Source organism: Roseovarius sp. (assembly GCF_027019125.1).
Lineage (GTDB): Bacteria > Pseudomonadota > Alphaproteobacteria > Rhodobacterales > Rhodobacteraceae > Roseovarius.
Genome location: NZ_JALUXE010000027.1, coordinates 363,917 through 382,827, shown reverse-complemented (window position 1 = coordinate 382,827; position 18,911 = coordinate 363,917). Strand labels below are relative to the sequence as shown.

Here is an 18,911-nt window from a genome sequence, read left to right as displayed (position 1 = left end):
TCCTCGGGCATAGCCGGGAGTGCGGACAGAAGCATCTGCCGATCCTCGGCAGCATCCTGGATCAGGGTCGGTCCGATGGGGATGGATTTCAAACTGAACCACGACCCGCCTGCGGCCCCCCTTGCGCGCCGCACGACACAAGACGAGTTGAGGGCTCCGAGCTCTTAATGTTGCAGGATCTTTGACAGGAAATCCTTGGCGCGCTCACTTTCGGGCGCGTCGAAGAACTCTTGCGTCGGGCGGTCCTCTACGATGGCACCGGCATCCATGAACACGACGCGATCCGCAACCTTGCGCGCAAATCCCATCTCATGTGTCACCACCATCATGGTCATGCCATCGTCACGGGCCAGCCCCACCATGACGTCGAGCACCTCCTTGATCATCTCGGGATCAAGCGCCGAAGTCGGCTCGTCGAACAACATGGCGATCGGGTCCATCGCAAGGGCGCGGGCAATGGCCACGCGCTGCTGCTGACCGCCGGACAATTGCCCCGGATATTTGGCGATGTGGTCGATCATGCCCACGCGCGTCAGCAAGGTCTCGGCTCTGGCCTCGGCTTCCTTGCGGCTCCGGCCCAGCACCTTTTCCTGAGCCAGACACAAGTTGTCGCGCACGCTCATGTGGGGATAAAGTTCGAAATGCTGAAAGACCATTCCGATCTTGGCGCGCAGCTTGGTCAGCTTTGCGCCGCTGCCTGTCACCTCGGCGCCGTCGACGGTGATGCGCCCCTGCTGCACCGGCTCCAGCCCGTTCACACATTTGATGAGCGTGGACTTGCCCGATCCCGAGGGGCCGCAAACCACCACAACCTCGCCCGTCGCCACCTTGGTCGTGCAATCGGTAAGAACCTTGAAGTCCCCATACCATTTGCTCACGTTTTGCATTTCGATCATGTCGCCATCCGCGTTTGAAGCCGACGCACGAACAGCGAACCCGCAAAGCAGATCACGAAGTAGACGAGCGCGGCAAAGAGATACATTTCGACGAGGCGGCCCTCGGTCCGGGCCACGATGGAAGAGGCGGTCATCAGGTCGCGCAGCGACACGACAAAGACCAGAGAGGTATCCTGAAACAGGATGATGCCCTGCGTGACCAGAATAGGGATCATGTTGCGAAAGGCCTGCGGCAGGACGATGTACCGCTGGATTTGCCAGTAGCTGAGCCCCGTCGCCTGACCTGCGTGAACCTGGCCTGTTCTGACGCTCTGGATACCGGCGCGCATGATCTCGGAATAATAGGCGGCCTCGAACATCACAAAGGCGATGAGCGCCGAATAGAAACCGCCGATAGGCCGCCCGAGCGCCAGAGGCACAAGGAAGTAGAACCAGAAAATCACGAGGATCAGGGGCACCGAGCGGATCAGGTTGACATAGGCCGCAGCGAGAAACGCCAGCGGCTTGATCCCCGAGAGCCGCGCCAGCGCCAGCAACGTGCCCAGAGCAATGCCCCCGAGCACCGCGAGAAACGTGAGCCACAGACTGAGCTGCAACCCCTGCCAGAGGAACGGCAGGTTGTTCAGGATGACGCCAAAATCGAAATCGCCCATCTCAGTTCCCCTTGCCGACGTAGCCCGGAATACGCGTGTAGCGTTCCACGAGCGTCATCACGATCGTGGCGCAGAGGGCGATCAGAACATAGATGACGGTGGCGGCAGTATAGGCCTCGAAACTCTGAAAGGTGTATTCTGCGATCTGCTGGCTTTGCGCCGTCAGCTCCAGAAGGCCGATGGTGAGGGCAAGCGACGAATTCTTGAAGACGGTCAGGAATTCCGATGTCATCGGCGGCACGATCAGCCGAAAGGAAATCGGCAGGAGAACGTAGCGATAAACCTGCGCCACGCCCATGCCCTGTGCGGTCGCCGCCGACTTGAGCCCGGTCGGCACCGCCTCGATCCCGGCGCGCACCTGCTCAGCCACGCGGCTGGCGGTATAGAGACCGAGGGCCACCACCGCCGTGACGAATTCCGGCTGCGGCATCTCGCGCTTCATCCAGCGCCCGGCCTCTTCGGGCAGCATTTCAGGGACGGCGAAATACCAGATGAACATCTGCACCAAAAGCGGCACGTTCCGAAAGAGCTCGACATAGGCGGTGCAGAGCGTGCTCACCAGTCTGCTGGGCAGCGTCCGGCCCACACCCACCAGCGCCCCCACGACCATGGCGATCCCCCAGGCGCAGAGGGCAACGGACACGGTCCAGCCAAGACCACTCAGCAGCCAGCCAAGGTATTCCGGCTCCCACAGAACACTCCAGTTCCAATTGTAGTTCATCGCGTCCGGTCCCCCGATCTTGCGCGGCCCGCCCTGTCACGCGCGGGCCGCGAGCCTGTCATTCCGGCAGGGCACCAAGCTGGAATGCAGCCTTCAGGAGCGGGTCGGCCGGCACGCCAAGCGGATCGAACCACTTTGCATAGATCTGGTCAATTTCGCCGGAGCGGAACACGTTGGCCAGGGCGGTCTTGCCCACAAGCTCAAAGGCGCTGTCATCCCGACGGACCATCAGGGCATAGGGATCGAAGGACAGGAAATCCCCGACAACGGCAAATTCATCCGGTGTCTTCGACTTGGCAATCAGGCCGTGCAGCAGGATGTGGTCCGTGGAATAGGCGTCAACCCGGTCGGTCTCGAGCGAGAGCATGCCTTCGGCGTGATCGCGCACCGGCAGGATCTTTACATCAAGCCCCAGAGCGTCGACCGCCGCCATGACGGCGCGTTCGTTGGTTGTGCCTTGGGCCAATGCAATGGCCTTGCCATCAAGGTCGGCAACCGAGGTGATGCCTGAATCCTTGCGGGTCAGGATTTTGGTCCCGGTCACGAAGGTTACGGGCAGATATTCCACCTGCTGCTGGCGCGTCAGGTTGTTGGTGGTGGAACCACATTCCAGATCAATCGTGCCATTCGCCATGAGGGCGATGCGCGTCTTGGGATTGACGGGCACATAGCGGACCTCGATCTCCTTGCCGAGCGTTTTCTCGACCTCTTCGACCACCTTCATGCAGAGGTCGATGGAATAGCCCTCGGGCTGCTGTTGATCATTCAGATAGGAAAATGGCACCGAGCTTTCGCGGTGGCCGATCACGATTTCTCCGCTGTCATTGATCTTGGCGAGCGTTCCCGTCAGGTCCTGCGCCCAGAGCGCGGCCGGGCCGAGCCCCGTCGTTATAGCCGCAATGGCAAGCATGCGGCGCGCAAATTTGAAGTCCATGGTCATGTTCTCCCTCTTTTCGTTGGTGGTTGATTTATCTGGTGGCCCGGTGGATCAGTCGCGTCGGGGTATCCCAGTTGCGCGGCACATCCGCCCGTCAAGCGCCTTGCCGGAATAGACCGGATCGAACAGCAGCCCCACGATCTGTGCCAAATGCCGGACGATCTGGTTCATGCCTTGGGTGGGACTGTCATCGCCCGCCCCCGGGTCATCGCGATTGGCCCGGACACCGTCCCGCCGCACAACCGCTTCAGTTGCGATGCACGCGCCCGCGCGGTGTGCGTGGCCCCTTGGGTGATGATCGTATCCGCGCCCTGTCCCAACGCATCGGCCATCAGGATTTCGGGCGTGCGCGTCTTGTCTCCGCCTGACGACAGGCCGGTGCACACGTCGCTCTTTACCCGGATGCGGAGACCGCCCAAATGCTCGGTCAGCCGGTTAATGGGTTTGAACGATGTCGGGAAATGCCCAAAACGCGCCCTCGGAAAAGCGGCAAGCGCCCGCGCCACGCTTTGTCCGCGCGCAGCAGACGGCCAAGCGCGCAACTGGCTTTGCTGAACCGTCGCGGAAATACCTGCTTCGTCCATCAATCCCTCACCCAATATCAAACCAAGGCTAAACGCCCTTTCATCCAATTGGAAAATGCTATTTTCTTAGGCTGCTCATACTAAAAGTATGAGTAAAGGAGGCTTAATGGACCTGAGTATCTTCGACGACGTTCTCGTGCTTTTGGAAGAGGGCAACATGAGCCGTGCCGCGCAGCGCCGGAACATCACGCAACCGGCCTTTTCACGGCGGATTCAGAGCTTCGAGCACTGGCTGGGGCGTCCGATCGTCAAACGTGCGGCCAATCGCGTGGACATCGAACCGGCACTGTCCGAAAACACAACCGAGCTTCAGGCCCTGGCCGGTCATTTTCGGGCATTTCGCCAGCGGATCGCCGGATATGACCCCGGCAGATCGACCGTGACCGTCGCGGCACAGCATTCCCTGATCGTTTCGATCTTTCCTGATTTCGCAGCCGGTGCGTGCGCAGAGCACCAAGGTGTCGAATTTCGCCTCAGGGCCGCGAACCACAATGACTGCATCTCGCTTTTCCTGAGCGGCGAGGCCTCTCTCTTGATGTGCTACGAGCGTGATGGCGGTGCCCCGATGCCCTTTGACGACAGTATTGTCCGTGCGACTTGGGGGCGGGACCGGCTCGTCCCTGTGGTTGGCGGCCCGCTGCGCTATGCCTTGGGTCCCACGGGGATCACTCCGCCGGATACGCCGATGATCCGCTACCCCCCCGGCAGCTTCTTCGCCGAAATGCTTGCGGGGGCGAGCACCTCTTATTCCCGCCATACAGGGACAATCTTTGCCGAGAGCGCGTTCACCGTCGGGATCAAGGAAATGGTCCTGATGGGATTCGCGCAAGCATGGCTTCCCATGAGCCTCGTTTATCGCGAAGTTCAGAGCGGGGCGCTGATCGTGTGCAACGAAGATACCGAAACATTGCCGCTCAGAATATCGCTCTTTGCCCGACCAACCGATCCAGTCTCCATGCAACTGTGTGACCTGCGAGAGTAATGCCGCGGACCCGCTCCAACACCCTGACAAAACCGGCGCGTGCCAGCGCGAGCGCAAAGTTCACCGCAAGGACAAGAGTTGGCAGGCGATGGCGCTACCTGTGGAAAGCGGTGGATCCGTTTGGGCAGTTGATTGATTTTCGCCTGACCGCGAAGCGAAATGCCCATGCGATACAGGCTTTCTGCGACAAACCCAGGAAACCTGACACCCATGCCATCCACTGACGGTCGTGACCGACAGCCATGTTTCCAGGACCACCAGAAAGCATGGGGGGAAAGTGGATTTCTGTATCGAGACCACCGCAGCACCATAAAACTAATAACTTTATCTGCTAACAGCACTCCCACCAGAGACCCGAAACCCTTAAGGAACACGCGATGCCCCGATTGCAGGCCGACGAGGCCCTGATCCACCCCGAGTGCGACATCACCGATTGCGAATTCGGCATCTACACAGAGGTCGGGCGCGGCAGCCGCCTCGCGCATGTGGCGATGGGGGATTATTCCTATTGCGACCGATATTGCGACCTCGCCAATGCCGAGATCGGTAAATTCGCCAATATCGCCAGCTTCGTGCGCATTGGCGCCACCGATCACCCGCTCGACCGCGCCAGCCTGCATCATTTTCTCTATCGCTCGGCCAGCTATTGGGACGATGCCGCCGATGATGCGCTCTGGTTCGACAAACGCCGCGCGCGTGTGGCGCGCATCGGCCATGACACCTGGATTGGCCATAATGCGCAAGTCAAACCCGAGATCACCGTGGGCCATGGCGCGGTGATTGCCGCAGGGGCCGTGGTCACGCATGACGTGGCCCCCTATACCATCGTCGCGGGCGTGCCCGCCCAGCCGCTGCGCCCGCGCCTCGCCCCTGCGGTGGCAGAACGCATGATGGCGCTGGCGTGGTGGGACTGGGATCACGCCCGCCTGCGGGAAACCCTGGATGATTTCCGCAGCCTGAGCGCCGAGGCGTTTCTCGAAAAGCACGGCGGCTGAGCACAAGAAAAAAGGCGGCCACAAAGGGCCGCCCGCTGGATGCTGAAATGATGGATTGAAACGGCAGTCGGAATATGCCCCGCTGATAGGCACCGGGTGTGACAGGACCGTGACAAGACGGGCGGTTTTTCAGCTCTCCGCCAGTGTCAGCGTGATCCGATCCCCGGCAAACCAGGTGCGCCCATATTCGATGGGCCGCCCCTCGGGATCGACATTGACCGCGAGGGTGCGCAGGATCGGCGCGCCGGGGCTGAGGTTCAGATGCACCGCCTGCGTCGGGCTGGCCAGTTTCGCGTTGAGCCGGGTCGAGGCGCGGGTGAAATCCGCCACCCCCTGCGCGGCCAGCGCCGCCGTCACCGATCTCAGCCGCCTCAGCGCCTCGGGCAGGCCGGGGAACCGCGCGGCCGGGAATGTGCTGCGAAACACCGCCACCGGCACGCCATCCGCCAGCGACACCCCGTCACAGACATGCACCATCGCCCCTGGAACCAGCCGCAGCGCCTCGGCCTCGGCGGCATCGGCACTGCGGGTCTCAAGCGCGAGAATCTCCTTGGTCGGCAAGCGCCCGGCGGCCTGCAGATTCTGGTGAAACCGCACCCGCCGGCCAATCGGATACTCGGTCGGGCGATGCGCCACAAAGGCCCCAGCCCCGCGCCGGGTAAAGATCGCCCCCGCCTCGGCCAGGGCTGCAAGCGCGCGCCGCACCGTATGACGATTGACCCCGAATCGCGCGGAGAGCGCCGCCTCGGTCGGCAGCTTGTCTCCGGGGCCATAGCGCCCCGCCGCGATGTCATCGCTCAGGTTGTCATGGATCGCGCGCCACAGGGCGTCAGATTTTTCTCGGCTCATGTCACAGAAGTTTCACCTGTTGCGGCCTTGCTAGGGGGCGGGGTTTCGCGTATAGATTTGTCTAGTTGTATAGTATCTCCGACAACTTCGCAAGATGTCCAACAAGGTGTCCGCATGAGCACAGAAACCGAACGCAAGGGCTGGATGGGCCTCTTGGCGCGCGCCCCGGCCGAGGATCTGCACCGGCTCTGGTCTGACACCGGGCTGACCCCCGATCACGCCTATCTGCGCGCCCCCGAGGTGGGCGGCGTCATGGTGCGGGGGCGCGCCGGGGCCACCGGGGCCGCCTTCAACCTTGGCGAAATGACCGTTACCCGCTGCGCGCTGCAGCTGGGCGATGGCCGGGTCGGTCACGGCTATGTGCAGGGCCGTGACAAGCGTCACGCGACGCAAGCCGCCTTGATCGACGCGCTGATGCAAGGGGCCGAGGCAGAGAGGGTCCGCACCATGATTCTGAACCCTTTGACCGAGGCCGAGACCGCCCGCCACACCGCCCGCGCCACCCGCGCCGCCGCGACCAAGGTGGATTTCTTCACCCTCGTACGAGGAGAGGATTGATGCAGACCGAAGCCCTGACCGGCGGCTTTACCACCGCCCCGACCCAAGCCGCCGAGGCGTTTCGCGCGGTGATGCGCGCCATGGCCCGCCCCGGCACCGTCGAACGGATCACCGGGGCACGGCCGCCGCTGCCGCTCTCACCTGCCGCCGGCGCCGTGATCCTGACGCTTTGCGATCCCGAAACGCCCCTGCATCTGGCGGGGGCGGCCGATACCCCGGCTGTGCGCGACTGGATCACCTTTCACACCGGCGCGCCGCTGGTCGCCCGCGCCAGCGCCAGCTTTGCGCTCGGCTCCTGGCAGGCGCTCTTGCCCCTCACCGACTATCCCATCGGCAGCGCGCAATATCCCGACCGCTCCACCACCCTGATTGTCGAGATGCCGCAGATCACGCAAACCGGCGCGCGCCTCGCCGGGCCGGGGATCGAAACCGCCGCCGCCCTCTCGCTGCCCGAAAGCGCCGCCTTTCAACGCAACGCGGCGCTCTATCCCTTGGGGCTGGATTTCCTCTTTACCGCTGGCGATCACCTCGCGGCCCTGCCGCGCTCAACCCGCGTGGAGGCCCAATAGATGTATGTCGCAGTCAAAGGCGGCGAACGCGCCATCGACAATGCCCACGCCTGGCTCGCCGAAGAGCGGCGCGGCGATACGGGCGTGGCAAACCTCAGCGTGGCGCAGATCCGCGAACAGCTCAGCCTCGCCGTCAACCGCGTCATGGCCGAAGGCTCGCTCTACGATCCCGACCTCGCCGCACTCGCCATCAAACAGGCGCGCGGCGACCTGATCGAGGCGATCTTTCTCATCCGCGCCTATCGCACCACCCTGCCCCGCTTTGGCGCGTCGCATCCGGTGAACACCGCCGCCATGCGCTGCGACCGGCGCATTTCGGCCACGTTCAAGGACGCGCCGGGCGGTCAGGTGCTGGGCCCGACCTTTGACTACACGCATCGCTTGCTGGATTTCAAACTCGCGGCAGAGGGCGAAACACCCCAAGCGCCGACCGCCACGCCCGCCCCCGGCCCCACGCCGCATATCATGGGCTATCTCGACCGCGAGGGGCTGATCCAGCAGGAACCCGGCAGCGACGAGACGCCCCCCGACCTCACCCGCGAACCGATGCAATTGCCCGCAGACCGCGCCCTGCGGCTTCAGGCGCTCACGCGCGGCGATGAGGGGTTCATCCTCTCGCTCGCCTATTCCACCCAGCGCGGCTATGCCCGCAACCACGCCTTTGTGGGGGAACTCAGGATCGGCGCCGTGGCGGTGGAAATGGACATCCCCGAACTGGGCTTTGCGATCGAGTTGGGCGAAATCACCCTCACCGAATGCGAAACCGTCAACCAGTTCACCGGCTCGAAAACCGAACCGCCGCAATTCACCCGTGGCTATGGGCTGGTCTTTGGCCAGACCGAGCGCAAGGCCATCGCCATGGCGCTGGTGGACCGCGCGCTGCGCTGGCGGGAACTGGGCGAAGAAGACCAGGGCGCCCCCGCACAGGACGAGGAATTCGTCCTCATGCATGCCGACAACATTCAGGCCACCGGCTTTCTCGAACATATCAAACTGCCGCATTACGTCGATTTCCAGTCCGAACTCGAACTGGTGCGCAAACTCCGCCGCGAGGCCGAGGGCGCAGCCCACCGGGAGGCGGCGGAATGAGTATTTTCGCCATAAAGAAACAGGCGCGCCCATGACCCTCATCGTCTTTGACATCGGCAATGTCCTCTTGCGCTGGGACCCGCAGGCGGCCTTTCGCCATGCCATCGGCAGCGACGCCGAGATTGACGCGCTGCTGGCAGAGGTCGGTTTCTACGACTGGAATTATGAACAGGACCGGGGCCGGAGCCGGCCCGAGGCGGTGGCGGCGATTGCCGCCCGCTGGCCACACCATGCAGACCTCATGGACGGCTATTTCGACCGCTTCGGCCTGACCATCCAGAACCGCATCCAAGGGTCATGGGACATCGCCGCCGCGCTCAAGGACAGCGGCCACCGCCTCTGGGCGCTCACCAATTTCTCGGCCGATACCTGGCCGCAGGCGCTGCAACTGCATCCCGAACTGCCCGCGCTGTTCGAGGGCATCGTCGTGTCTGGGCACGAGAACATGGCCAAACCCGAGCGCGCGATCTTTGATCTCCTCTGCACCCGGGCCAATGCCGCGCCAGAGCACTGCTATTTCATCGACGACAGCGCCGACAACGTGACGGGTGCCCGCGCCGCAGGCTGGCAGGCGCATCACTTCACCGGGCCAGAGGCCCTCAATGCCGACCTGCGCGACCGGGGGCTATTATGAGCGATTACAACTTTGCCTATCTCGACGAGCAGACCAAGCGCATGATCCGCCGCGCCATTCTCAAGGCGCTCGCGATCCCCGGCTATCAGGTGCCCTTTGCCAGCCGCGAAATGCCGATGCCCTATGGCTGGGGCACGGGCGGCGTGCAGGTCTCTGCCGCCTGCCTGACACCCGGCGATACGCTCAAGGTGATCGACCAGGGCGCGGATGACACCACCAACGCGGTCTCGATCCGCAAATTCTTTGAAAAGACCGCGCAGGTCGCCACGACCGAGGAAACCGCCCGCGCCAGCCTCATCCAGACCCGCCACCGCATCCCCGAGGAACCGCTGACCGAGGATCAGATCCTTGTCTACCAGGTGCCGATCCCCGAACCGCTGCGGTTCCTCGAACCCTCCGAGGTCGAAACCCGCAAGATGCACGCGCTCGAGGAATACGGCCTCATGCATGTGAAACTCTATGAGGACATCAGCCAGCATGGCGCAATCGCCACCGCCTATGCCTATCCGGTCAAGGTCGAGGGGCGCTATGTGATGGACCCCTCCCCGATCCCCAAATTCGACAACCCGAAACTCAGCATGGCCGCGATCCAGCTTTTCGGCGCGGGGCGCGAACAGCGCATCTATGCCCTGCCCCCCTATACCCGGGTCGTCAGCCTGGATTTCGAGGATCACCCGTTCGAGGCCAGCAAGGCCGATCACGATTGCGACCTCTGCGGCGCCGACGACAGCTATCTCGACGAGGTGATCACGGATGACGCGGGCGGGCGCATGTTCGTCTGCTCCGACACCGATTATTGCCGCGCGCGGCGCGCGGCGGGCCATATCGGCGCCCAGGGCGCCCCCTATGAAGAGGCCACAGCATGACCCCCCTCTTGCAGGTTCACGATCTTGCCAAGTTCTACGGCCCCCGCCGCGGCTGCGAAGGCGTCAGTTTCGATCTCTGGCCCGGCGAGGTGATGGGCATCGTGGGCGAAAGCGGCTCAGGCAAATCCACGCTTCTGTCCTGCCTTGCCGGGCATCTGCCCCCAGACCGGGGCGAGGTGATCTTTGACACGCGCGGCCAGGGTCCGCGCGACACGCTCACCATGTCCGAACCCGAACGCCGGATGCTCATGCGCACCGATTGGGCCTTTGTCCATCAACATGCCCGCGACGGGCTGCGCATGGGGGTAAGTGCAGGCGGCAATGTGGGCGAGCGGCTGATGGCCGTGGGCGCGCGGCATTACGGGCATATCCGCGAACAGGCGATTGATTGGCTTGGCCGGGTCGAGATTGCCGCCGATCGTGTCGATGACAAACCGCAGGCGTTTTCAGGCGGCATGCAGCAGCGCCTGCAAATCGCCCGCAACCTCGTGACCGGCCCGCGCCTTGTGTTCATGGACGAACCGACCGGCGGGCTTGATGTCAGTGTTCAGGCGCGGCTTCTCGATCTCCTGCGCGGGCTTGTGCGCGAAATGGGCCTCTCGGCCATTATCGTCACGCATGATCTGGCCGTCGTGCGCCTGCTCGCCGACCGGCTGATGGTGATGAAGGATGGCCGCGTGGTCGAGGACGGGCTGACCGATCAGGTGCTCGACGATCCGCAACACGGCTACACGCAATTGCTTGTCTCCAGCGTGTTGCAGGTCTGACCGATGAAAGGGACGCAAGCCATGATCGAGATCGAAAACCTGAGCAAGAGCTTCACCCTGCACAATCAGGGCGGCGCGGTCATCCCGGTGATGGCGGGCGCACATCTGCACGTCGGCCCCGGCGACTGCGTGGCGCTGACCGGCTCTTCCGGCGCGGGCAAATCCACCCTGATGCGGATGATCTATGGCAACTACCGCGCCAATGCGGGCCGCATCCTCGTGGGTGAGACCGATGTCGCCCGCGCCGCGCCGCGCGACATCATCCAGTTGCGCCGTCATACCCTGGGCTATGTCAGCCAGTTCCTGCGCGTCGTCCCGCGCGTGCCCACCCGCGACGTGGTGGCCGAACCGCTCCTGATCCTTGGCACCCCACGCGAGGCGGCCCTCGCGCGCGCCGAGGCGCTGCTCGCGCGCCTCAACATCCCCGAACGGCTCTGGTCGCTCAGCCCCACGACCTTTTCGGGCGGCGAGCAACAGCGCGTCAACATCGCGCGCGGCTTTGCCCATGCCTTTCCCGCGCTCCTGCTCGATGAGCCCACCGCAAGCCTTGACGCCACCAACCGCGAGGTGGTGCTGACCCTGATCGAAGAGGCCAAGGCGCGTGGCGCGGCGATCATCGGCATCTTCCACGACGAGGCCGCCCGCGCCCGCGTCTGCGACCGAGAGGTGGACGTGACCGCCTTTACCCCGGCGCGCGCGGCATGACGCGCGGCCGCCTCATCGCCGTGGTCGGCCCCTCGGGCGTGGGCAAGGACACGCTGATGCGCGCCATGATCGCAGAGCGTCCCGGCCTGCGCCGCGTGCGCCGTGTCATCACCCGCGCCCCCGACCCCGAGGGCGAAGGCCACGAGGCAGTAAGCGAGACCGAATTCGACGCCCGCCTCAAGGAAGGGGGCTTCTCGCTCCACTGGCGGGCGCACGGGCTGCGCTACGGTGTGCCGGTGGGCATCTGTCTTGATCTGGCGGCGGGGCGCGACCTGCTCGTGAACCTCTCGCGCGGCGTCCTGGAGCAGGCGCAGGCGAGGTTTCAGCCCTTCGTCATCCTGCACCTGACCGCCACGCCGCAGGTTCTGGCCGCCCGCCTTGCCGCGCGCGGGCGCGAAACCCCACAGGACATCGCCGAACGCCTGACCGGCGCCGATCTGGCCCTGCCCGAGGGGGTCGGCCCGATCGTGACCCTCGACACCGACGCGCCCCTGCCCCGACTGACCAAGTCGGCGCTCAAATCCATTTATGCGGTGAGGGTCTGACGGTGGATCAGATGAAACCGCCCCGCCGCATCCTCGCCCATCAGCGACAGCGCGTCGATTTCATAGGGGCGCGGCAGCACGGGCAGCAACAGCCCCTCCAGCGCCGCCGTGATCCCCGGCAATTCGCCCTTGGGCCGCTTGCCCGTGAGCGTGATGTGAAAGCGGAATTCCTCCATCACATAGGGATAGCCCCAGCGCAGCAAGAGCGCGTCTTGCGCGGGGGTCAGCCCCCCCGCCCGTCGCCGCGCCACTTGCGCCTCGCTCAGGGGCGCGCGCCACGGCTCGAACGCCGCCACGGCCCGCGCGGCCAGGGCGTGCAATGCGCCCTGATCCCCCACCGGCACCAGCGCCAGAAACCGGCCCAGCGCCGCGATCTGCAGCCCCTCCAGCGTGACCGCCGCCTCGCCTGCGCAGAACCGCTCGAAGGCCGCGATCAAACCGGCCTCTGCCCGCCCCTCCGCCAGGGCGAAGGGCGGCTTGATCGTCGCATGCAGCCCGTATTTGCGCGGGGTCTCGGTGATCTCGGCCACGGGCGCGGGCAGGCCCGAAACATCCGGATGCGCCACGGCACGGCCCTGTGCCGCATCCCATCCCAACCACGCCGCACCAAGCGCGGCAAAGCCCCCCTCGGGGGGCGTGAAATAAACAGCGTAGCGGTGAAAATCCATGATCTCTCTCGTCGGGTTGCCGTGACGTGCCAGGAAAGCGTGACATCCCAATGACAGAAGACATCATACTCGCCAATGCCCTCCTTGTTCTGCCCAACGAGGTGATCCGCGGCGCGCTGCACCTCAAAGGTGGCAGGATCACCGCCATCGACAGCGGCGCGGCCCTGCCCCCCGGCGCGGTCGATTGCGACGGCGATTACCTCGCCCCTGGCCTCATCGAGCTGCATACCGACAATCTGGAGCGACACATCCAACCCCGCCCCAAGGTCGACTGGCCGCATAACGCCGCGATCCTCGCCCATGATGCGGAATTGGCCAGTGTGGGCATCACCACGGTTTTCGACGCCATGCGCGTGGGCTCGATCCCGACCGGCGTCGGGCGCTACGGTAAATATGCGCGCGGTCTCGCCAACGAGCTTCTCAGCCTGCGCGCCGAGGATGCGCTCAAGATCAGCCATTTCCTGCACCTGCGCGCCGAGGTCTGTTCGGAAACGCTGGAAGAGGAAATGGAGGAATTCGGCCCCGAGGACCGCGTCGGCATCGTCAGCCTGATGGACCATACGCCGGGGCAGCGCCAATTCCGCGACCTGACAAAGCTCGAAGCCTATGTGAAGGGCAAACACGCGCTCTCGGACGCGGAATTTGCCGAACACGTGGCCCAGCTTCAGGCCCTGCGCGCCGCCAATGGCGCCCGCCACGAGGCCGCCGCCGTGGCCCATGCCGCCCGCTACGGCGCGGTGCTGGCCAGCCATGACGACACGACCGCCGAACAGGTGGCGGTATCCAGCGGCTATGGCATCCGCCTGGCCGAGTTTCCCACAACGGTCGAGGCCGCGCGCGCCTGCCATGCCCACACCATCAGCGTCATCATGGGCGCGCCCAATCTCATCCGGGGCGGCTCGCACTCGGGCAATGTCGCCGCCGCCGAGCTGGCCGATCTGGGCTACCTCGATATTCTCTCGTCCGATTACGTGCCCTCGGCCCTTCTCCTGAGCGCGGTGCAACTGGGCACGCGCTGGGGCGACATGGCGCGCGGTCTGGCCACGGTCACCGCCAATCCCGCCCGTGCCGTGGGCCTGTCGGATCGTGGTCAACTGGCTGTGGACGCCCGTGCCGACCTCATCCGCTTTCGCCTGCGTGGCGGCGCACCGGCGCTGCGCGGTGTCTGGTCACAGGGCCGCCGCGTCGCCTGACCCCGCTTTGACAAGGGCCAAATCGGGGCGCATAAGAGGCGCGAATTCAATCGCTTGCCCCGGAGGCCCCGATGACCCAACCGCTCTTTAACCTGCCCCAGCCGCCCCTCGTGCCGATCTCCGGCACGGACCTGGGCTATCCGGTGCAGCGCATCTTCTGCGTCGGGCGCAACTACGCCGCCCATGCGCTTGAAATGGGCAACGAGGTGGACCGCGAAGCGCCCTTCTACTTCAACAAGGCCCCGCAAACCCTCTGCCTCAGTGGCGCCAGCATCCCCTATCCGCTGGAAACCTCGGATTGCCACTACGAGATGGAATTCGTCGTGGCCCTCAGCGCCCCCGCCTTCCGCGTCAGCGTGGCCGAGGCGATGGATACGGTCTACGGCTATGCCTGCGGCATCGACCTCACCCGCCGCGACCTGCAAGGCGTGGCCAAGGAAAAGCGCCGCCCCTGGGACATCGGCAAGGATTTCGAAAACGCCTCGATCATCGCCCCGCTGACCCCCAAGTCCGAGTTCGGCGACATCGCGGACCAAAGCATCCGCCTCTCGGTGGACGGGCGCACCGTGCAAGAGGCGACGCTCGCCGACATGATCTGGTCCGTGCCCGAAATCATCGCGCATCTGTCGCGCTTTTACCACCTCGCCCCCGGCGACCTGATCTATACCGGCACGCCTGCGGGCGTTGGCCCCGTGCAACCCGGCAATACGCTCCTGGGTGAAATCGACGGGCTCAGCCCCCTGCACCTGACCATCACCGACGCAGAGTAGCCCCGATGACCGACCCGGCCCAAGGCCGCCTGCAATTCGTGCCGGTGACACTCTTTACCGTGGTGATGGGCCTCTGCGGCTTTACCCTCGCGCTGCGCGCGGGCGAAGCGGCCCTCGGGCTGGGCCATGCCATCTCCTGGGCCGCGCATGGGCTGACCATGGCGGTCTTTGCCGCCGTGGCGCTCGGCTATCTCGCCAAGGCGATCCGCCACCCCGCCGCCGTCGCCGCCGAATGGCGGCACCCGGTGAAACTCGCCTTCTTCCCGGCGATTTCCATCGCGCTCGTGCTGATGTCCATCGTCATGCTCGCCCCCGCACCCGCGATCGCCCATGTCATGTGGCTGATCGCCGTGCCGATGCAACTGGTCCTCACCCTCGCGGTGGTCAGCGGCTGGATCAGCGCGCGCGCCTTTCAACACGGCCACCTCTCACCGGCATGGTTCATCCCGGCGGTGGGCAATGTGATCGTGGCCATCGGGGGCGTGCCGCTCGGCTACCCGGAAATAAGCTGGTTCTTCACCAGTGTCGGCCTCATCTTCTGGATTGTCCTGCTCACGCTGGTGATGAACCGGCTGATCTTTCACGATCCCCTGCCCGAACGCCTGCAACCCTCGCTCGTGATCCTGATCGCGCCGCCCTCGGTGGGCTTTCTCGCCTGGGTGCAATTGGTGGGCGGGGTCGATGCCTTCGCCCATGTGCTGCTCAATTGCGCCTATCTCTTTACGCTGATTGTCGCGGTGCAACTGCCCCGGCTCTTGAAATTGCGGTTCTCCCTCAGCTTCTGGGCCCTCAGCTTTCCCATGGCGGGCGTCACCATCGCCAGTTTCACCTATGCCGAGGCGGCAGGATCACCGGGGCATCGCCTGATCGGCCTTGCCCTGCTTGGTGCCCTCTGCGTGATCATTGGCGGGCTCTTGTGGCGCACGCTCAAGGCGCTGCGCGCGGATGCGATCTTTCAGCCGGATTGACATGGCCGAGGCGTGTTGCGTCTCATCAAAACCACACCCGTCCCGGGCTTGACCCGGGACCTCGCCGAGGCGACGTGAAGGCCCCGTCACGGGGGCAGGGGCGACGTGACCACGATCAGACGCAAAGTGCTCCATAAATCATCCGCGCCGCGCTCCTTGAGGCACAGATGACTAATTAGTCAATCACGGCTAATCTCAGCTCATCCTCACCCCAACAGCCGCCGGGCGATCACCTGCGCCTGAATCTCGGCCGCCCCCTCAAAGATGTTCAAAATCCGCGCATCGCAGAGAATCCGGCTGATCGTGTATTCCAGCGCAAAGCCGTTGCCACCATGGATCTGCAACCCGTTATCCGCCGCCGCCCACGCCACGCGCGCACCCAGCAGCTTGGCCATCCCCGCCTCCAGGTCACAGCGCCGCCCGTGATCCTTTTCCCAGGCCGAGAAATAGGTCAATTGCCGCGCCACCATGATTTCGACCGCCATCATCGCCAGCTTGCCCGACACGCGCGGAAACTCGATCAGCGCGCGACCGAACTGCTTGCGGTCCTGCGCATAGCGCATCGCCACATCGAGCGCCGATTGCGCCACCCCCACGGCCCGCGCGGCGGTCTGAATGCGCGCGGATTCAAAGGTCTCCATCAACTGCTTGAATCCCTTGCCCTCTTCGCCGCCCAACAGGTGCTCACCCTTCACATGGAAATTGTCGAAGCCAAGTTCGTATTCCTTCATGCCGCGATAGCCCAACACCTCGATCTCGCCGCCGGTCATGCCGGGGGTCGGGAACGGGGCCTCATCCGTGCCCGGCGTCTTCTCGGCCAGAAACATCGACAGCCCCCGGTGATCGGTGGTGTCAGGCACGGTGCGCGCCAGAAGCGTCATCACATGGGTGCGCGCGGCATGGGTGATCCAGGTCTTGTTGCCCGTCACCTTCCAGTCGCCATTCTCGTCCTTGACCGCGCGGGTGCGCAGACTGCCCAGATCCGATCCGGTATTGGGCTCGGTAAAGACCGCCGTCGGCAGGATTTCGGCACTGGCCAGCTTGGGCAGCCACTGCGCCTTTTGTTCATCGGTTCCCCCGCAGAGGATCAACTCGGCGGCAATCTCGGATCGCGTGCCCAGAGAGCCCACACCGATATAGCCCCGGCTCAGCTCTTCCGACACCACCACCATCGACGCCTTGCTGAGGCCAAACCCACCAAACTCCTCTGGAATGGTCAGGCCGAAGACACCCATTTCCGCCAGTTCCTCGATGATCTCCATCGGGATCAGCTCATCCTTGAGATGCCACTCATGCGCGTGCGGCTCGACCTTCTCGACGGAAAAGCGGCGGAACTGCTCGCGGATCATCTCCAGCTCGTCATCCAGCCCCGTGCGCCCCACGGTGATCTCGGCGGCACGTTCCTGCATCAACGCCACCAACCGGGTCCGCGCCGCTTGGGTATTACCGGCCTGCATCAGCATTTGCGCGGCCGGGTCCATCAGCATATGCGCATCATCCGGGCTCAGGCCCAGATCCTGAAGCCGCACCATCTCGCCCTGGTTCATCTGGATGCCGCCCGCGATCTGGCTCAGGTATTCCCCATAGGCGATTTGCAGGATCAATTGCTCGACCTCGCCAAACTGTCCCTTCTCGTCGAGCCGCACCGCCCAGTTCTGCATCTGGCGCAGCGATTCGACATAGGTCGCCAGCCAAGCCAGCCCGTGCGCCGCCGTCTGATGCGCCTCGATCGCCGCCCCCGACACACGGCCCTCGACCGTCACCATGGCACGCACCGCCCCCGTAGCCCGCTCCAGCAACGCCTCGGCCGGGGCCAGAGCCACACCCGTCAGCGCCAGCAGGTCGCCCAGAATGATCGGTTGTGCCATCGCAAGATCCTGTCCGTCATGTGCCATGAATCGCATCCTTTTCCTGATCTGGTGCCTTTTATCCATTATGCAGGTGCAGCGCAACTATTATGCTTTTTGTCGCAGGCTTTTGTTCGAAAATTACGCGTTGATTTTTTGCAGCGCAGCACTAACGCCATGGTCAGCCGCCCAAACGCCATGATAAGAGGCGAAATGGACGCATTTTTCGACATAAGCCCTCTCTGGAATCCGCTTTGGGGTTGGGCCATGGCCTTAACCGTGGCGGTCTGTGCCGGCATGGTCAAGGGCGTGGTGGGCTTTGCCATGCCCACGGTCATGATCGCGGGGCTCAGCACGATGATGCCCCCCGATCTGGCCCTTGCCGGGCTGATCCTGCCGACACTGGCCACCAACTTGTGGCAGGCGCTGCGCCAGGGTCCGCGCGCCGCGCTTGGCTCTGTCGCCCGTTTCCGGGTGTTTCTCATTGCGGGCGGTCTGGTCATGGTTTGCGCCGCGCAATTGGTCCCGGTGCTGCCGCCCTCCGCGATGCTGCTCTTCATCGGCCCGCTGATCACGCTCTACGCCGCCTCTACCCTGCTCGGGCGCGGTCTGCGCCTGCCGCCAGAGCCGGGGGTCAAGGGCGAGGCGGGCATGGGCGCGCTCGCCGGTCTCTTTGGCGGTCTCTCGGGCATCTGGGGGCCACCCACCGTCGCCATGCTGATCGCCCGCGGCACCGAGAAAACCGAACAGATGCGCGTGCAGGGCGTGATCTACGGTCTTGGCGCGCTGGTGCTGCTTGGCTCGCATATCGGATCGGGCGTGTTGCGCGCCGAAACCCTGCCGCTCTCGGCGGCGATGGTCGCCCCGGCGCTCCTCGGGATCTGGATCGGTTTTCGCCTTCAGGACCGGTTCGATCAGGCCACCTTTCGCAAGATCACGCTCTGGGTGCTGCTGATTGCCGGGCTCAATCTCGTCCGGCGTGGGGTGATGCTGCTTTAGGGCGTGGTGCGCCCCATCGAAATCACACCCGTCCCGGGCTTGACCCGGGACCTCGCCACGGCGGGGTAGAGGCTGGGGCGATGTGACAGGCCTCAGACCTTACAAAATCGAGGGGT

At 64.4% G+C, this 18,911-nt stretch carries 22 protein-coding genes and 1 pseudogene; 15 read left to right on the top strand and 8 right to left on the bottom strand.

Annotated elements, in window-relative coordinates; genetic code table 11:
- Nucleotides 1-164: 164 nt before the first annotated feature.
- The 5 genes from MVC20_RS10105 to MVC20_RS10085 all read right to left on the bottom strand — a co-directional run bounded on the left by MVC20_RS10105 (nucleotide 165) and on the right by MVC20_RS10085 (nucleotide 3,791).
- Nucleotides 165-896: an amino acid ABC transporter ATP-binding protein gene (locus MVC20_RS10105; RefSeq protein ID WP_297540925.1), complete on the bottom strand. Its 732-nt coding sequence runs from the start codon at nucleotides 894-896 to the stop codon at nucleotides 165-167.
- Nucleotides 893-1,549 (bottom strand): amino acid ABC transporter permease, encoded by a 657-nt coding sequence (locus MVC20_RS10100; RefSeq protein ID WP_297540923.1) that lies wholly within the window; start codon nucleotides 1,547-1,549, stop codon nucleotides 893-895. The genes MVC20_RS10105 and MVC20_RS10100 overlap by 4 nt, the downstream gene beginning before the upstream one ends.
- 1 nt (nucleotide 1,550) lies before the next feature.
- Nucleotides 1,551-2,270 (bottom strand): amino acid ABC transporter permease, encoded by a 720-nt coding sequence (locus tag MVC20_RS10095; RefSeq protein ID WP_297540921.1) that lies wholly within the window; start codon nucleotides 2,268-2,270, stop codon nucleotides 1,551-1,553.
- Between the two features lie 58 nt (nucleotides 2,271-2,328).
- Nucleotides 2,329-3,204, bottom strand: a complete 876-nt coding sequence (locus MVC20_RS10090) for an amino acid ABC transporter substrate-binding protein (protein ID WP_297540919.1) — start codon at nucleotides 3,202-3,204, stop codon at nucleotides 2,329-2,331.
- Nucleotides 3,205-3,374: 170 nt separating this feature from the next.
- A complete protein-coding gene (locus MVC20_RS10085; protein ID WP_297540917.1) occupies nucleotides 3,375-3,791 on the bottom strand; it encodes a hypothetical protein in 417 nt (138 codons plus the stop codon).
- Nucleotides 3,792-3,897: 106 nt separating this feature from the next.
- Between MVC20_RS10085 and MVC20_RS10080 the strand changes: the two genes are divergently transcribed.
- The 3 genes and pseudogenes from MVC20_RS10080 to MVC20_RS10070 all read left to right on the top strand — a co-directional run bounded on the left by MVC20_RS10080 (nucleotide 3,898) and on the right by MVC20_RS10070 (nucleotide 5,768).
- Nucleotides 3,898-4,773 carry a LysR substrate-binding domain-containing protein gene (locus MVC20_RS10080; protein ID WP_297540915.1) on the top strand — a complete coding sequence of 292 codons (876 nt, stop codon included), beginning with the start codon at nucleotides 3,898-3,900 and terminating at the stop codon, nucleotides 4,771-4,773.
- 74 nt (nucleotides 4,774-4,847) lie between these two features.
- A pseudogene (locus MVC20_RS10075) lies at nucleotides 4,848-4,964 on the top strand (DDE-type integrase/transposase/recombinase); the annotation flags it as partial.
- Nucleotides 4,965-5,150: 186 nt separating this feature from the next.
- A complete protein-coding gene (locus MVC20_RS10070) occupies nucleotides 5,151-5,768 on the top strand; it encodes a chloramphenicol acetyltransferase (protein ID WP_297540914.1) in 618 nt (205 codons plus the stop codon).
- 129 nt (nucleotides 5,769-5,897) lie between these two features.
- Here the strand turns inward: MVC20_RS10070 and phnF are convergent, their stop codons facing one another.
- Nucleotides 5,898-6,617 (bottom strand): phosphonate metabolism transcriptional regulator PhnF, encoded by a 720-nt coding sequence (phnF, locus tag MVC20_RS10065; protein WP_297540912.1) that lies wholly within the window; start codon nucleotides 6,615-6,617, stop codon nucleotides 5,898-5,900.
- A 114-nt stretch (nucleotides 6,618-6,731) separates the two neighbouring features.
- Between phnF and phnG the strand changes: the two genes are divergently transcribed.
- Genes phnG through phnN form a run of 8 tightly spaced genes read left to right on the top strand, consistent with a single transcriptional unit; the run spans nucleotide 6,732 to nucleotide 12,350 of the window.
- On the top strand, nucleotides 6,732-7,175 hold the full coding sequence (gene phnG, locus MVC20_RS10060; RefSeq protein WP_297540910.1) for a phosphonate C-P lyase system protein PhnG: 444 nt from the start codon (nucleotides 6,732-6,734) through the stop codon (nucleotides 7,173-7,175).
- Entirely contained in the window at nucleotides 7,175-7,744 is a 570-nt protein-coding gene (phnH, locus tag MVC20_RS10055; protein WP_297540908.1) for a phosphonate C-P lyase system protein PhnH, read from the top strand. Before phnG ends, phnH begins: the two co-directional genes overlap by 1 nt.
- Nucleotides 7,745-8,833: a carbon-phosphorus lyase complex subunit PhnI gene (locus MVC20_RS10050; protein ID WP_297540906.1), complete on the top strand. Its 1,089-nt coding sequence runs from the start codon at nucleotides 7,745-7,747 to the stop codon at nucleotides 8,831-8,833. It abuts the gene before it with no gap.
- A gap of 31 nt (nucleotides 8,834-8,864) precedes the next feature.
- Nucleotides 8,865-9,467 (top strand): HAD family phosphatase, encoded by a 603-nt coding sequence (locus tag MVC20_RS10045; RefSeq protein WP_297540904.1) that lies wholly within the window; start codon nucleotides 8,865-8,867, stop codon nucleotides 9,465-9,467.
- Nucleotides 9,464-10,333 carry an alpha-D-ribose 1-methylphosphonate 5-phosphate C-P-lyase PhnJ gene (locus MVC20_RS10040; RefSeq protein ID WP_297540902.1) on the top strand — a complete coding sequence of 290 codons (870 nt, stop codon included), beginning with the start codon at nucleotides 9,464-9,466 and terminating at the stop codon, nucleotides 10,331-10,333. The genes MVC20_RS10045 and MVC20_RS10040 overlap by 4 nt, the downstream gene beginning before the upstream one ends.
- Nucleotides 10,330-11,100 (top strand): phosphonate C-P lyase system protein PhnK, encoded by a 771-nt coding sequence (gene phnK / locus MVC20_RS10035; protein ID WP_297540900.1) that lies wholly within the window; start codon nucleotides 10,330-10,332, stop codon nucleotides 11,098-11,100. The genes MVC20_RS10040 and phnK overlap by 4 nt, the downstream gene beginning before the upstream one ends.
- 21 nt (nucleotides 11,101-11,121) lie before the next feature.
- The gene (gene phnL, locus MVC20_RS10030; protein ID WP_297540898.1) at nucleotides 11,122-11,805 is read left to right on the top strand and encodes a phosphonate C-P lyase system protein PhnL; all 684 of its coding nucleotides are present in this window, start codon (nucleotides 11,122-11,124) and stop codon (nucleotides 11,803-11,805) included.
- Nucleotides 11,802-12,350 carry a phosphonate metabolism protein/1,5-bisphosphokinase (PRPP-forming) PhnN gene (phnN, locus tag MVC20_RS10025; RefSeq protein ID WP_297540896.1) on the top strand — a complete coding sequence of 183 codons (549 nt, stop codon included), beginning with the start codon at nucleotides 11,802-11,804 and terminating at the stop codon, nucleotides 12,348-12,350. Before phnL ends, phnN begins: the two co-directional genes overlap by 4 nt.
- On the opposite strand, the gene MVC20_RS10020 is transcribed toward phnN, so the two are convergent.
- Entirely contained in the window at nucleotides 12,332-13,018 is a 687-nt protein-coding gene (locus tag MVC20_RS10020; protein ID WP_297540894.1) for a DUF1045 domain-containing protein, read from the bottom strand. The genes phnN and MVC20_RS10020 overlap by 19 nt on opposite strands.
- A gap of 50 nt (nucleotides 13,019-13,068) precedes the next feature.
- On the opposite strand from MVC20_RS10020, the gene MVC20_RS10015 reads away from it, so the two are divergent.
- The 3 genes from MVC20_RS10015 to MVC20_RS10005 all read left to right on the top strand — a co-directional run bounded on the left by MVC20_RS10015 (nucleotide 13,069) and on the right by MVC20_RS10005 (nucleotide 15,949).
- Entirely contained in the window at nucleotides 13,069-14,211 is a 1,143-nt protein-coding gene (locus tag MVC20_RS10015) for an alpha-D-ribose 1-methylphosphonate 5-triphosphate diphosphatase (protein WP_297540892.1), read from the top strand.
- Nucleotides 14,212-14,282: 71 nt separating this feature from the next.
- Entirely contained in the window at nucleotides 14,283-14,981 is a 699-nt protein-coding gene (locus MVC20_RS10010; RefSeq protein ID WP_297540890.1) for a fumarylacetoacetate hydrolase family protein, read from the top strand.
- 5 nt (nucleotides 14,982-14,986) lie between these two features.
- Nucleotides 14,987-15,949 carry an SLAC1 anion channel family protein gene (locus tag MVC20_RS10005; RefSeq protein WP_297540888.1) on the top strand — a complete coding sequence of 321 codons (963 nt, stop codon included), beginning with the start codon at nucleotides 14,987-14,989 and terminating at the stop codon, nucleotides 15,947-15,949.
- Between the two features lie 206 nt (nucleotides 15,950-16,155).
- Here the strand turns inward: MVC20_RS10005 and MVC20_RS10000 are convergent, their stop codons facing one another.
- Nucleotides 16,156-17,844, bottom strand: coding sequence for an acyl-CoA dehydrogenase family protein (locus MVC20_RS10000; RefSeq protein WP_297540886.1), 1,689 nt, complete (start codon nucleotides 17,842-17,844; stop codon nucleotides 16,156-16,158).
- A 219-nt stretch (nucleotides 17,845-18,063) separates the two neighbouring features.
- Between MVC20_RS10000 and MVC20_RS09995 the strand changes: the two genes are divergently transcribed.
- Nucleotides 18,064-18,795 carry a sulfite exporter TauE/SafE family protein gene (locus MVC20_RS09995; RefSeq protein ID WP_297540884.1) on the top strand — a complete coding sequence of 244 codons (732 nt, stop codon included), beginning with the start codon at nucleotides 18,064-18,066 and terminating at the stop codon, nucleotides 18,793-18,795.
- The last annotated feature ends 116 nt before the right edge of the window (nucleotides 18,796-18,911 follow it).